Source organism: Kitasatospora sp. LaBMicrA B282, from assembly GCF_050325825.1.
In the GTDB taxonomy this organism is placed as follows: domain Bacteria; phylum Actinomycetota; class Actinomycetes; order Streptomycetales; family Streptomycetaceae; genus Kitasatospora.
The window spans coordinates 1-13,123 of record NZ_JBNQTI010000075.1 but is presented as its reverse complement, the minus strand read 5'-3'; the positions used below and the strand labels follow the sequence as shown (position 1 = coordinate 13,123).

Genomic DNA, 13,123 nt, shown 5'->3' with positions numbered 1-13,123 from the left:
GACCATGTGCGTACGGAGCATCCGCACAGACCATTGGGGGGTTACACATGTCCAGGCTCATCACCGCCGCCATGCCCGCACACGGGCACACCACGCCGCTGCTCGCGATCACCGCCGACCTGGTGGCGCGCGGGCACGAGGTGGTCTTCCTCGGCGGCGCCCGGTTCGCCGAGGCCGCCGAGGCGACCGGCGCGCGGTTCGTCGCGCTGCCGCCCGAGGCGGACTTCGACGACCGGCGGATCAACGACCACTTCCCGGGGCGGGCCGACCTGCCGCCGGGGCCGCAACGGCTGGCCTTCGACGCCCGGAACATCTTCATCGACCCGGTCCCCGCGCAGTACCGGGCCCTGCGCGCGCTGCTCGCCGAGTTCCCGGCCACGGCCGTGCTGGGCGACTGCTTCTTCCACGGCATGCTGGCCCTGGCGCTGGCTCACCCGCGCGACGAGCGGCCGGCCGTGCTGAGCATCGGGGTTGCGCCGCCGATGCTGCCGAGCGTTGACACCGCACCGTTCGGACTCGCACTGCCGCCGCTGCCCGGGCCGGCGGGCCTGGCCCGCAACCAGGAGCTGAACGCCGAGGCGGCGCAGCGCGGCGAACCGTTGCGGCAGTACGCGGCCGAGGTGTTCGCCGGCGTCGGCGCCACGCTGCCGCCGGGGCCGCGGGCCGACACCGCCGTACGCGTGCCGGACCACTACCTGCAGCTGACCGTGCCCGGGTTCGAGTACCCGCGCAGCGACGCGCCGGCCTCGCTGCGCTACATCGGCGCGCTGCCGCAGCAGAGCCGGGGCGGGACCGAACTGCCCGACTGGTGGTCGGACCTGACGGACGCCCGGTCGGTCGCGGTGGTCACCCAGGGCACTCTGGCCAACGACGACCCGACCGAGCTGCTGGTCCCCGCGGTGCGGGCGCTGGCGAACCGGGCCGACCTGCTGGTGGTCGCCGCCACCGGCCGCCCGGACGGCCCGGAGCTGCTCACCGAGGCGCTCGGCGAGCTGCCGAGCAACGTCCGGGCCGCCGGCTACCTGCCGTTCGACCGGCTGCTGCCGCACGCCGACGTGCTGATCAGCAACGGCGGTTACGGCGGCGTGCACACCGCGCTGGCGCACGGGGTGCCGCTGGTGGTGGCGGGCGGCAGCGAGGACAAGCCGGAGGTGGCCGCCCGGGTGGCCTGGCGCGGGGTAGGCGTCGACCTGCGGACCGGCCGGCCGGGCGAGGCGGAGCTGCGCGAGGCGGTCGAGCGGGTGCTCGGTGACCCGGGCTACCGGTCCGCGGCGGGCGAGCTGGCGACCGAACTCGCCGCGCACCAGCCGCTGGCGGCGATCGCGGAGCTGGTCGACACGCTGGGCTGAGCCGGGGTGCGGCGGCGCTCCCCGGCAGGGCGGCGCACCGGGGTGAACGGGCCGCGCCCGTGCGGCGGGGCTCGGCCGGATCCGCCGGGCGCTTGCCGAGAGTGGTCCGGTGCGAACCCTGCTGCTGCGCGCCGCCGACTACCTCTACCCCGGCCAGCCCGGCAGGTACGGCACGCTGCCGGTGCTGCTGATCGCGCTGACCTGCGTCACCGGCATCGTCGACGCGGTCAGCTTCCTCGGCCTGCGGCACGTCTTCGTGGCCAACATGACCGGGAACGTGGTCTTCATCGGCTTCTCGCTGGCCGGGGCCACCGACCTCTCGCTCTGGGCGTCGGCCCTGGCCTTCGCGGCCTTCGTGGTCGGCGCCTGGACGGCCGGTCGGGTGGTGCGGCGGCTCGGCACGGCGCAGCGGGCGTTCCGCACCGTCGTGACCGTGCAGACGGTGCTGGTGGCCGGCGCGGTGGTGCTGGCGGCGGGCGCCGGGCACACGGCGACCGGGGCGCAGGTCGGGCTGATCGTGCTGCTCGGGCTCGGCATGGGCCTGCAGAACGGCGCGGTGCTCACGGTGAAGCTGCCCGACCTCACCACCACCGTGCTCACCCGCGTCCTCACGGGTCTGGTCACCGACCCGCCCGGTCGGGCCGGCGTGCGGCGGACGGTCTCGATCCTCGCGATGCTCGCCGGTGCGGTGACCGGTGCCGCGTTGCTGCTGCACGTCGGTGCGGGCGCGGCGCTCGGGCTGGCGCTGGCGCTGCTGGTGGGGGTGGGCCTGGCCGCCCGGCTGTGACGGTCGCCCCGCTGTGACCGGTCGCCCGCGCGGGCGGTGGGCACCGGTCCGCCGATCGGGTGGGTCTGCGCCCGGGCACGGCCCGACCGGGATGCCAAACGGCCCGGGCCCGGCTTACGGTGCTTCAGGTCCGCGAGACACACCCCGAGGCCCCACGCGGGTCGCTGATTGAGGTGGCTGCCGGCATGACAACTTCGGTCGCTGACCAGAGCGCGCTCGGCCGGCTCGGCCGGTTCTGCTACCTACGCCGCCGGCTGGTGCTGGTGCTCTGGGTGATCGGCACGATCGTCCTGCTGGTGGTCGGCTTCGGATTCGCCGCCCCCGCGGACAACGACTTCACCGGCGGCAACTCGCAGTCCGCCCAGGCGCAGAACCTGCTCAAGGTGCACTTCCCGGAGCGCAAGGGCAGTTCACTGACCCTGGCGATCCAGGCCCCGGCCGGCGTCGAGTCGCCCGCCGTGCGCCCGCGGGTGGAGGCGCTGACCGCGCAGTTGGGCACCGCCGAGCACATCACCGCCGTCCGCTCCCCCTACACCGCCCCCGGCCAGATCTCCGCCGACGGGCGCACCGCCTTCGCCGACCTGCAGTCGCCCACCAACCCGCTGCCGGCCGGCGAGGTCAAGCACCTGATCTCCGAGGTCAAGGCGGCGAGCGGGAACGGGGTGGTGTTCGCGCTGGGCGGCGCCGACGTGGTGGGCGCCGAGACGCCCTACGGCGGGGCCTCGGACGCGATCGGCGCGGTGGCGGCGATGCTGGTCATCCTGATCGCCTTCGGCTCGCTGCTGGCGATGGGCCTGACCATGCTGACCGCGCTGTTCGGGATCGGCACCGGCCTGGCGTTGATCTTCCTGCTCGGCTACCTCTTCCCGGCGCCGTCGTTCAGTCCGATCGTCTCGACCCTGCTGGGGCTGGGCGTCGGCATCGACTACGCGCTGTTCATCGTGACCCGCTACCGCGAGGGCCTGGCGGCCGGCCTGACGCCGCAGCAGGCGGTGGAGACCGCCGTCGCCCGGGCCGGCCGCTCGGTGCTGTTCGCCGGCGCCACCGTGGTGATCGCGATGCTCGGCCTCTTCGTGGTCCAGCAGAAGCTGCTCAACGCCACCGCGGTGGCCGCCTCGGTCACGGTGCTGATGACCATGTTCGCCGCGATCACCCTGCTGCCCGCACTGCTCGGGTTCGCCGGCCTGGGCATCGACCGGCTCAAGCTGCCCTACCTGGGGCGCACCGGTTCGCGCAGCCCGCTGGCCGAGCGGTGGGCCCGGGTGATCCAGCGCCACCCGGTCGCCGGGCTGCTGGCGGGCGCGGCGGTCATGGTGCTGCTGGCGATCCCGGCGCTGTCGATGCGGCTGAGCTTCGAGGACAACAGCACCGAGCCGCGCGACACCAGCGGCTACGCCTCGTACCGGATCCTCACCGAGGGCTTCGGCCCCGGGTTCAACGCGCCGTTCCTGGTGGTCGCCGCGCTGCCGCCGGGCGGCGCCACGCTGGGCCCGCTGGTCTCGGCGGTCGCGCACACCCCCGGGGTGGCCGCGGTGACGCCGCCGCAGACCAGTCAGGACGGCAAGGCGGCGCTCTTCGTCGCCTACCCGACCACCTCGCACCAGGACGCGGCCACGCCGAAGCTGCTGGACCGGCTGCGCGGACAGGTGATCCCGCCCGCCGTCGCCGGGACCGGCCTGGTGGTCCACGTGGGCGGGCCGACCGCCGGTGACACCGACTTCGCCTCCGAGGTGAGCGCCCGACTGCCGTGGCTGATCGCGACGGTGATCGGGCTGTCGCTGGTCCTGCTGCTGGTACTGGTCCGGTCGGTGGTGATCGCGCTCAAGGCGGCGGTGATGACGCTGCTCTCGGTGGGCGCGGCGTTCGGCGTGCTGGTCGCGATCGTGCAGTGGGGCTGGCTCGGCGGGCTGCTCGGCTTCCCGACCACGGCGCCGATCACCGCCTGGGTGCCGCTGTTCATCTTCCCGATCCTGTTCGGCCTCTCCACCGACTACGAGGTCTTCCTGGTCTCCCGGATCCGCGAGGAGTACGACGCGGGCGCGGACACCCGGGAGGCGGTGGCCCGCGGCCTGGGTCGCACCGCCCGGGTGATCACGGCCGCCGCGGCGATCATGGTGACGGTCTTCCTCTCGGTGCTGGCCACGCCCGACATCGCGGTCAAGGCCTTCGGGCTGGGGCTGGCGGTGGCGGTCTTCCTGGACGCCACCGTGGTCCGGATGGTGCTGGTGCCGGCGATCATGGAGCTGCTCGGCCCGCTCAACTGGTGGCTGCCGCGCCCGCTGGCCCGGCTGCTGCCGGAGCTGGCCTGAGTCAGTCCGGGTCCGGCGCCGGCTGCTCCCGGGTGGGGATCGGCGTCTGGTTGAACGCGTAGTAGAGCGCCAGCACCCCGTGCAGCGCCAGCGCGAGCGGCGCGGACAGGAAGGCGACCGCCACCGTCACCGGGTAGACCAGCAGGCCCAGACCGAACCGGGCCCGGGTGGCCCGGGCGGCGACCGGGTCGACCCGCTCGTCGAAGCAGTGGCCGGTGCGGGTGACGTACAACCAGAAGAGCACGAAGGTGACGGCGTGGGCCACCATGGTCGCCCCGTACACCGCGGCGGCCACGTGCGCGGCCGCCGGCCGGCGCAGGTTCTCGGCGAGCAGCGCGGTGGGGAACGGGAGCGCGGCGACCACCAGCAGGAGCAGCAGGTTGAGGAAGACCAGCGTCCGGTCCACCCGCGCGATGTAGCTGAAGACGGTGTGGTGGTTGACCCACATCACGCCGATCACCAGGAAGCTGACCAGGTACGCGCAGTAGGCCGGCCACTCGGCGCCGAGCGCGTGCCACAGCTCCCGCGCGCCGTCGGCCACCGGCACCTTGATGTCCAGCACCAGCAGGGTGATCGCGATCGCGAAGACCCCGTCGCTGAACGCCTCCACCCGGGCGGAGTCGGTGGTCTGGGTCATCGGCTGCTCGGTCGCCACGGGCCGAGGATGCCAGCCGCCGCCCGGCCCGGCGCGGAGCCCGCGCACGGCGGGCGGGGCGGGTAACCCGCGCGGGGGAGCCCGCCGAGAGCGCAGGAGCCCCGATGGCGGTGCTGGTTCCCGACGGTGCGTCGGACTGACCCACCGTCAACTCACCTCCCGCACAACCACCCGACCGGTTCGGTGATTCGGGCCCGCTGGCATGTCCACCGCCCCTACGATGGTCGCGCCGAACGTCGGCCCGGTCGATCGTGAGGGGAGCTGCCATCGTGTTGCGGAAGTCGGGTGTGCTGGTCGTCGCGGCCGTGCTCGGACTGGGCCTGACCGGTGCGGGGAGCGCCGAGGCGCTGCCGGCCCACCACTCCCCCGCCGCCGAGATCTTCGCCACCAGCAACACCGCGATCATCACCGATCCGAACGACCCGCGGCTGCAGGACCACCTGCGCCCGTTCGAGCACCAGGTCCGCCGGCTGATCCGGACCAACGGCGCCGCGCCGGGCGCCTCCACGCTGCTGAACGGCGTCTTCTGGTCGGCCGACCTGAAGCAGACCACCTACGAGCGCTCCCGCGAGTTCGACGTCAACCGGGTGAGTGCGGACGGGCTGCACCACATCGCGGACCTGATCCGCAAGCAGTACCACCAGGAGTCGGTGCTCACCTTCCGCTTCCTGCCGGCCGGCGCGGCGGGCGCCGACGCGGTCCAGGTCGAGGCCTCCGGGGTCACCGTGCAGCAGCTGCACGACGCGTTGGTCGCCGATCCGGCGGTCCGCGACGAGCTGGACGGCGGCTCGGTCACGGTGGACGGCCGGGTGATCCTGGTGGCGCCGCTCAAGGACCTGCCGCTGACCCGGACCTTCCTCGGCGAGCTCGGCGTGGCCTGGAGCAGCGCCACGGTGCGGTACGGCGCCGAGGAGTTCGTCGGCGATGCGTGAACCCGGCGAACTGTTGACGCGGATTCTCACAACCCGGTGACCCATCGGTAACTTCCCCCCTATCCTCTCGTCATGGACCTGGTACACGAGCGTCGGGGCGACGGCCCGCCCCTGGTACTGCTGCACGGCATCGGACACCGCTGGCAGGGCTGGAAGCCCGTGCTCGACCTGCTCGCGGCCGAGCGCGAGGTGATCGCCGTCGACCTGCCCGGGTTCGGCGCCTCGCCCACCCTGCCGCCCGGCCTGCCCTACACGGTGGAGAGCGCGCTGGGCGTACTGGCCGACTTCCTGGACCGGCTCGGCCTGCACCGCCCGCACATCGCCGGCAACTCGCTCGGCGGCCTGTTCGCGCTGCGCGCCGCCCAGCGCGGCCTGGTCTCCTCGGCCACCGCGCTCTCCCCGGCCGGCTTCTACCGGCTGCCCGGTTACCTCTACGCCGCCGGCATGCTCAGCCTGCACCGGTTCGCCGCCCGCACCCCCGAGTCCGTCCGGTCCGCGCTGGCCCGCTCGCCGCAGGGCCGCAAGGCGATGTTCGGGGTGATCTACGGTCACCCCGAGCGGCTCGACCCGGCCGAGCTGATGCTGGACACCCGGGCGCTGGTGGGCGCTCCCGGCTTCCGGGACACCCTGCGGGCCGGCCGCGCCGAACAGGCGCACCGCTTCCCCACCGCCTTCCCGGCCGACGTCCCGGTAACCATCGCCTGGGGCACCCGGGACCGGCTGCTGGTGCACCCCCAGGGCCGCCGGGCCCGGCTGCTGCTGCCCGGCGCGCGGTTCGTCCCGCTGCCGGACTGCGGCCACGTCCCGATGGGCGACAACCCGGAGCTGGTGGCCAAGGTGCTGCTGGAGGGCAGCAGTTCACCGGTGCTCGCCGCCGCCTGAGCCGCACCCGCGGGGGGGGGGGGGGGGGGGGGGGGGGGGGGGGGGGGGGGGGGGGGGGGGGGAGGGGGGGGGGGGGGGGGAAGGAGGTAAAATGGTACCAACAACCGCCAGTACTACCCCTGTGGCGCCCGGCTGACAGGCGGCCGACCGGGCGCCCGTCCGTCCACGCGGCTCAGCAGATCCGCGGCAGCTGCTCGCCGAGCGGCTGGTCGACCACCCGGGTGCCGCCGAGCGCGGTGCGGGCCACCACCATCCCGGGGTGCTCGGCCACGCACTCGCCGATCACCGCCGCCCGGGCGCCCAGCGGGTGCGCGCGCATCGCGGCCAGCACCGCCTCGGCGTGCGGGCGCGGCACGATGGCGACCAGCTTGCCCTCGTTGGCCACGTACCACGGGTCCAGGCCGAGGATCGCGCAGGCGTTGACGATCTCCGGCGGCACCGGCACCGACCGCTCGACGATCGAGATCCCGACCTCGGCGGCCCCGGCGATCTCGTTCAGCGCCGCGGCCAGGCCGCCGCGGGTGGGGTCGCGCAGCACGTGCAGGTCGGGGGTGACCGCCAGCATCGCCTCGACCAGCCCGCCCAGGGGGGCGCAGTCGCTGACCACCTCGACCCCGAACTCCAGGCCCTCCCGGACGCTCATGATCGCCACGCCGTGCAGCCCGAGCTCGCCGCTGACGATCACCACGTCGCCCGGCTCGGCGCGCTGCGGTCGGATGTCCACCCCCGCCGGGATCAGCCCGATCCCGGCGGTGTTGAGGTAGATGCCGTCGCCGCGCCCGGCCTCCACCACCTTGGTGTCGCCGGTGGCCACCTCGACGCCGGCGGCCCGGGCCGCCGCGCCCATCGCCTCGGCGACCCGGCCGACCGCGGCCATCTCCACCCCCTCCTCCAGGATGAAGCCGCAGGACAGGTAGGCCGGGCGGGCACCGCTCATCGCCAGGTCGTTGACCGTCCCGTTGACCGCCAGATCGCCGATGCAGCCACCGGGGAAGAAGAGCGGGCGGACCACGAAGGAGTCGGTGGAGAAGGCGATCCGCGCCCCGCCCAGGGTGAGCGCGGCCGAGTCGCCGAGCGCGGCCAGCGCGCTGCCGCCGAAGGCCGGGGCGAAGATGTTGGCCACCAGTTCGGCCGACATCACCCCGCCGCCGCCGTGCCCCATCACCACCCGGGGGTGGTCGCGCAGCGGCAGCGGGCAGGCCCAGCCGCTGAAGTCGGGGGCGGGCGCCGCGGTGCCGGTCAGGGTGTCAGGCAACGGGGGTCACCTCCCGGGCGGCCGGCGCGCCGAGCCGCCGGTAGAGGTAGTAGGCGGCGCAGGCGCCCTCGCTGGAGACCATGGTGGCGCCGAGCGGGTTGCGCGGGGTGCAGGTGGTGCCGAAGGCCTCGCACTCGTTCGGCTTGATCAGGCCCTGGAGCACCTCGCCGCTGCGGCACAGCCCGGACTCGCAGGTGTTGATCGCGCCGACGTCGAAGCGGTGCTCGGCGTCGAACTCGCGGTAGCGCTCGGAGAGCCGCCAGCCGCTGCGCGGGATCACCCCGATGCCGCGCCAGGCGCGGTCGGCCACTTCGAAGACGTCCGCCAGCATCGCCCGGGCGGCCGGGTTGCCCTCGGGCCGCACCGCGCGCTCGTAGGCGTTCTCGACGGTGTGCTCGCCGGCCTCCAGCTGCCGCACCGTGCGCCGGATGCCCTCCAGGATGTCCAGCGGCTCGAAGCCGGTGACCACGATCGGCACCCGGTGCCGCTCGGCCAGCTCCGGGTACTCCTCGACGCCCATCACGCTGCACACGTGGCCGGCCGCCAGGAAGGCCTGCACCCGGCAGTCCGGCGAGTTCATGATGGCGTCGATCGCCGGTGGCACCCGCACGTGCGAGACCAGCATGCTGAAGTTGCCGATGCCCTGCTTGCGGGCCTGGTGGACGGTCATGGCGTTGGGCGGGGCGGTGGTCTCGAAGCCGATGCCGAAGAAGACCACCTCGCGGTGCGGGTTCTCCCGGGCGATCTTCAGCGCGTCCAGCGGCGAGTAGACCACCCGGACGTCGCCGCCCTCGCCGCGCACCCGGAACAGGTCGCGGTCGGTGCCGGGCACCCGCAGCATGTCGCCGAAGGAGCAGAAGATCACCTCCGGGCGGCCGGCGATCTCCAGCGCCTTGTCGATCACCTCCAGCGGCGTGACGCAGACCGGGCAGCCCGGGCCGTGGATCAACTCCACCTCGTCCGGCAGCAGTTGGTCGATGCCGTGGCGGATGATCGAGTGCGTCTGGCCGCCGCACACCTCCATCAGCGCCCACGGCCGGGTGACCTGCGCTTTGATGTCCTCGATCAGCCCGCGGGCCAGCTCGGGGTTCTGGAACTCCGCCAGGTACTTCACCGCTCCACCTCCGCACCGGCGTTCGCCGCCGCTTCCCAGGGGTCGCCGAACTCCTCCATCAACAGGCCGAGTTCCTCGAAGAGTTCGAGGGTGCGTCGGGCCGACTCCTCGTCGAGCCGCTGCAGCGCGAACCCGACGTGCACAATGGCGTACTCGCCGACCGCCAGGTCGGGCAGGTACTCCAGGCAGACGTCCTTGACCACTCCGCCGAAGTCCATGACCGCCATCCGCGCGCCGTCACGTTCCTCGATCTCCACCACCCTGCCGGGCACCGCCAGGCACATGGGACCTACTCCTCTCCACCGGCGGCTCGTGCCGCCACCATCAGCTGGCCGAGTGCCAGCCCCCCGTCGTTCGGCGGCACCCGGCGGTGCCGCAGCACCGTGAAGCCGTCCGCCGCCAACTCCCGGGCGCAGGCCGCGGAGAGCACGGCGTTGGCGAACACCCCGCCGCTCAGCGCCACCACCCGCAACCCGGTCTCCGCCCGGGCCGCGTGGCACCAGTGGCGCACCAGCGCGGCGACGGCGGCGTGGAAGCGCGCGGCGATCAGCCCGACCGGCGCAGCGGCGCCGAGGTCGGCCAGCACCGCGGCCAGCAGCGGGGCCGGGTCGGCCTGGTGGACGCCGTCCACCAGGCGGTGGGCGAGCGGGTAGCCCTCGGCCGCCGGACCGTGCGCGACCGCCGCCGCCTCCAGTTCGATCGCCGCCTGCGCCTCGTACTCGACCCGTTGGCAGACGCCGGCCAGCGCGGCCACCGCGTCGAACAGGCGGCCCATGCTGGAGGTCGGCAGGCAGTTCAGCGAGCGGGCCAACTGCTGGGCGAGCACCTGCCGTTCGTGCGGCGGGCAGGCCCGCACGCAGGGCAGCTCGGGGTCCCAGGCGAGGCCGGCCGCGTGCAGCTGCGCCAGCGCCGTGCGGTAGGGGCGCCGCACGGCCGCGTCGCCGCCGGGCAGCGGGGCGTAGGCCAGGTGCGCGAAGCGGCGGAAGCCGGCGTAGTCGGCCAGCAGCACCTCGCCGCCCCAGATGGCGCCGTCGGTGCCGTAGCCGGTGCCGTCGAAGGCCACCCCGATCACCGGGGTGCCGCCGTCCAGGCCGTGTTCGGCCATCGCGGCGGCGACGTGGGCGTGGTGGTGCTGCACCTTGACCACCGGGCGGCCCTGGGCCAGCCGTTCGGCCCGGCGGCCGGAGCGGTAGCCGGGGTGCCGGTCGGCGGCCAGCAGCTCGGGACGCACGCCGGTGACCGCACCCAGGTGGGTGACGGCGGCGTCGAAGGCGCGCAGGGTGGCCAGGTCGTCCATGTCGCCGATGTGGCCGGAGAGGAAGGCGTAGCCGTCCCGGGCCAGCGCGAAGGTGTTCTTCAGGTCCCCGCCGACCGCGAGCACCGGGCGCACCGGCACCGGCAGCGGGAGGGGCAGCGGCGCCCAGCCGCGGGAGCGGCGCACCGGCAGCTGCTCGCCGTCGACCACCCGGACCACCGAGTCGTCGCAGGGCACGTGGATCGGGCGGTCGTGGGTGAGCCAGCCGTCGACCAGCGGTGCGAGCCGGTCCAGCGCCTCCCGGTCGTCGGTGACGATCGGCTCACCGGAGAGGTTGGCGCTGGTCAACACGAGTAGCTCGGGTCCGGGCGGGTCGCCGGGCAGGCCGAGCAGCAGGTGGTGCAGCGGCGCGTAGGGCAGCATCACGCCCAGGTCCGGGCAGCGCGGGGCGACCGCCTCGGCCACCGGGCCGGCCGCGCCGGTACGCCGCAACAGCACGATCGGGCGGACCGGGCCGGTGAGCAATTCCCGTTCCACCGGCCCGAGTTCGACCGCGCCGGCGAGCTGGTCGAGCGACCGGACCAGGACCGCGAACGGTTTGTCGCCGCGCTGCTTGCGCTCCCGCAGCCGGCGCACCACCGCCGGGTCGGTGGCGTCGCAGGCCAGGTGGTAGCCGCCGATCCCCTTGACGGCCAGGATCGCCCCGGCGGCGAGCAGGTCGCGGGCCCGCGGCACCACCTCGGCGCCGGTCAGGGTGGCCGCCCCGGGCCGGACCAGGCTGAGCCGGGGGCCGCAGGCGTGGCAGCAGACCGGCTGGGCGTGGAAACGGCGGTCGGTCGGATCGGCGTACTCGCGCGCGCAGTCCGGGCACATCGGGAAGCCGGCCATCGTGGTGCCGGCCCGGTCGTAGGGCAGGCCGGTGACGATGGTGAAGCGCGGGCCGCAGTTGGTGCAGGTGATGAAGGGGTGGCGGTGGCGGCGGTCGGCCGGGTCGGCGAGTTCGGCCAGGCAGTCGGCGCAGGTCGCGGTGTCCGGCGGGATCAGGGTGCGGACCTCGCCGCTCGCCCGGGAGGCGCGGATGGCGAAGCCGGTGGCGCCGGTGGCCGCCAGGTCCTGGTGCTCGACGGCGGCGACCTGGGCCAGCGGGGGTGCGTCGGCCCCGACCCGGCGGCAGAAGTCGGCGAGCGCGGCGGGCGCCCCCTCGACCTCGGCGAGCACCCCGTCACCGGTGTTGGTGACATGGCCGGCCAGTCCGAGTTCGGTGGCCAGGTTGTGGACGAAGGGCCGGAACCCGACGCCCTGCACGATCCCGCGGACGAAGACCCGGCGGCGCGAGGTCGTAGTCAATCCCGGCTCGCCACGGCGTGGGTGTGCGCGTGCCGGCCGGCCGGCCCGTGGTGGTGGCCGCTGCTCGGGCGGCCCATCACCGGCTGGTGCACCGGCGTGCCGGCCAGCGCGGCCAGCGCGGCGCTCAGCAGGGTGCCGACCCCGTCACCGGTGCGGGCGGAGGTCAGCAGCACCGGGACCCCGGGGTTGACCCGCTCGACGTTGGCCCGGAAGCCCACCTCGTCGAAGCCGACGGCGGCCGCCAGGTCGGCCTTGGTCACCAGCACCAGGTTGGCCAGGCCGAAGGCGGTGGGGTACTTGAGCGGCTTGTCCTCGCCCTCGGTGACCGAGGCGAGCGCCACCCGCAGGGTCTCCCCCAGGTCGTAGGAGGCCGGGCAGACCAGATTGCCGACGTTCTCCACGAAGAGTACCCGGGTGTCCCCGGGCAGCCAGCCGTCCAGGTGGCCGGCCAGCATCGCGGCCTCCAGGTGGCAGAGGCCGTCGGTGAGCACCTGCTTCACCGGAACGCCCGAACGCCCCAGGCGCAGCGCGTCGTTCTCGGTGGCCAGGTCGGCGGTGAGCGCCGCGACCGGCACCCCGCGCTCCCTGGCCAGGCCCAGCTCCAGCTCCAGCAGGGCGGTCTTGCCGCTGCCGGGGCTGGAGAGCAGGTTGACGACGAGGGTGCCGCGGGCGGTGAGCGCCGCGCGCAGCTCCCGTGCGCTGTCGTCGTTGCGGGCGAGCACCGCCTGCCGGAGGTCGACCGTGCGACACATCGGGCTTCAGCCTTCCTGGTCGGCCCGGACCGGCGCGGGCGCATCGGCCCACCGCACGTCCAGGATCTGCAACTCACGCCCTGTCAACAGTTCGCCGGCCACGCCCGGGCAGCGCGGGCAGCCGAGGTCCGGTGGCATGCCGACGGCCCATTCCATGGCGCAGCCGGCGCAGCTCGCCCGGGCCTCGACCGCCTCGACGCTGAGCCTGGCGCCCTCGGCCACGGTTTCCGCGCAGGCCAGCTCGAAGCAGAAGTCGAGGGCCTGCGGCACCACGCCGGCCAGTTCGCCGATCCGCAGCCGGATCTCGGCGACGCCGCCGGCACCGTGCTCCCGGGCCGCCTGCTCCACCTGCTCCAGCACGGCGACCGCGATCGACATCTCGTGCACCGCGCCCCTCCTCCCGGCCGACGGCCCGCACCAGCGACGGACAGCGGGCACCATTAGAGGGCGCGGTGGCGGTGGCGGCTCGCCGCCGCGCCGCCACCG

General features: G+C 74.6%; 12 protein-coding genes. 5 read left to right on the top strand and 7 right to left on the bottom strand.

The genetic code is table 11. The features are described 5' to 3' along the window. The first annotated feature begins 47 nt into the window (after nt 1-47). The 3 genes from ACQRUO_RS21300 to ACQRUO_RS21290 all read left to right on the top strand — a co-directional run bounded on the left by ACQRUO_RS21300 (nt 48) and on the right by ACQRUO_RS21290 (nt 4,445). A complete protein-coding gene (locus tag ACQRUO_RS21300) occupies nt 48-1,349 on the top strand; it encodes a glycosyltransferase (RefSeq protein ID WP_428317593.1) in 1,302 nt (433 codons plus the stop codon). Between the two features lie 109 nt (nt 1,350-1,458). Further along, nucleotides 1,459-2,136 carry a YoaK family protein gene (locus ACQRUO_RS21295; protein WP_428317592.1) on the top strand — a complete coding sequence of 226 codons (678 nt, stop codon included), beginning with the start codon at nt 1,459-1,461 and terminating at the stop codon, nt 2,134-2,136. Between the two features lie 185 nt (nt 2,137-2,321). Further along, nucleotides 2,322-4,445, top strand: a complete 2,124-nt coding sequence (locus ACQRUO_RS21290) for an MMPL family transporter (RefSeq protein ID WP_428317591.1) — start codon at nt 2,322-2,324, stop codon at nt 4,443-4,445. Nucleotide 4,446: 1 nt separating this feature from the next. Here the strand turns inward: ACQRUO_RS21290 and ACQRUO_RS21285 are convergent, their stop codons facing one another. Beyond that, nucleotides 4,447-5,100 (bottom strand): TMEM175 family protein, encoded by a 654-nt coding sequence (locus ACQRUO_RS21285; protein WP_428317590.1) that lies wholly within the window; start codon nt 5,098-5,100, stop codon nt 4,447-4,449. 269 nt (nt 5,101-5,369) lie between these two features. Between ACQRUO_RS21285 and ACQRUO_RS21280 the strand changes: the two genes are divergently transcribed. Then, nucleotides 5,370-6,032 carry a hypothetical protein gene (locus tag ACQRUO_RS21280; RefSeq protein WP_428317589.1) on the top strand — a complete coding sequence of 221 codons (663 nt, stop codon included), beginning with the start codon at nt 5,370-5,372 and terminating at the stop codon, nt 6,030-6,032. Nucleotides 6,033-6,104: 72 nt separating this feature from the next. Further along, the gene (locus ACQRUO_RS21275; protein ID WP_428317588.1) at nt 6,105-6,914 is read left to right on the top strand and encodes an alpha/beta fold hydrolase; all 810 of its coding nucleotides are present in this window, start codon (nt 6,105-6,107) and stop codon (nt 6,912-6,914) included. 172 nt (nt 6,915-7,086) lie between these two features. Here the strand turns inward: ACQRUO_RS21275 and hypE are convergent, their stop codons facing one another. From hypE to ACQRUO_RS21245, 6 genes are read right to left on the bottom strand one after another with little or no spacing between them, the layout of a single operon-like run. Next, on the bottom strand, nt 7,087-8,169 hold the full coding sequence (hypE, locus tag ACQRUO_RS21270; protein WP_428317587.1) for a hydrogenase expression/formation protein HypE: 1,083 nt from the start codon (nt 8,167-8,169) through the stop codon (nt 7,087-7,089). Further along, the gene (gene hypD / locus ACQRUO_RS21265; RefSeq protein WP_428317586.1) at nt 8,162-9,283 is read right to left on the bottom strand and encodes a hydrogenase formation protein HypD; all 1,122 of its coding nucleotides are present in this window, start codon (nt 9,281-9,283) and stop codon (nt 8,162-8,164) included. Before hypD ends, hypE begins: the two co-directional genes overlap by 8 nt. Beyond that, complete coding sequence (locus ACQRUO_RS21260; protein ID WP_428317585.1) at nt 9,280-9,567, bottom strand: HypC/HybG/HupF family hydrogenase formation chaperone; 288 nt, start codon at nt 9,565-9,567, stop codon at nt 9,280-9,282. The genes hypD and ACQRUO_RS21260 overlap by 4 nt, the downstream gene beginning before the upstream one ends. Nucleotides 9,568-9,572: 5 nt before the next feature. Further along, complete coding sequence (hypF, locus tag ACQRUO_RS21255; protein ID WP_428317584.1) at nt 9,573-11,885, bottom strand: carbamoyltransferase HypF; 2,313 nt, start codon at nt 11,883-11,885, stop codon at nt 9,573-9,575. Further along, nucleotides 11,882-12,637, bottom strand: a complete 756-nt coding sequence (gene hypB, locus ACQRUO_RS21250) for a hydrogenase nickel incorporation protein HypB (protein WP_428317583.1) — start codon at nt 12,635-12,637, stop codon at nt 11,882-11,884. Before hypB ends, hypF begins: the two co-directional genes overlap by 4 nt. Before the next feature lie 6 nt (nt 12,638-12,643). Then, nucleotides 12,644-13,015 carry a hydrogenase maturation nickel metallochaperone HypA gene (locus tag ACQRUO_RS21245; protein WP_428317620.1) on the bottom strand — a complete coding sequence of 124 codons (372 nt, stop codon included), beginning with the start codon at nt 13,013-13,015 and terminating at the stop codon, nt 12,644-12,646. Between the last annotated feature and the right edge of the window lie 108 nt (nt 13,016-13,123).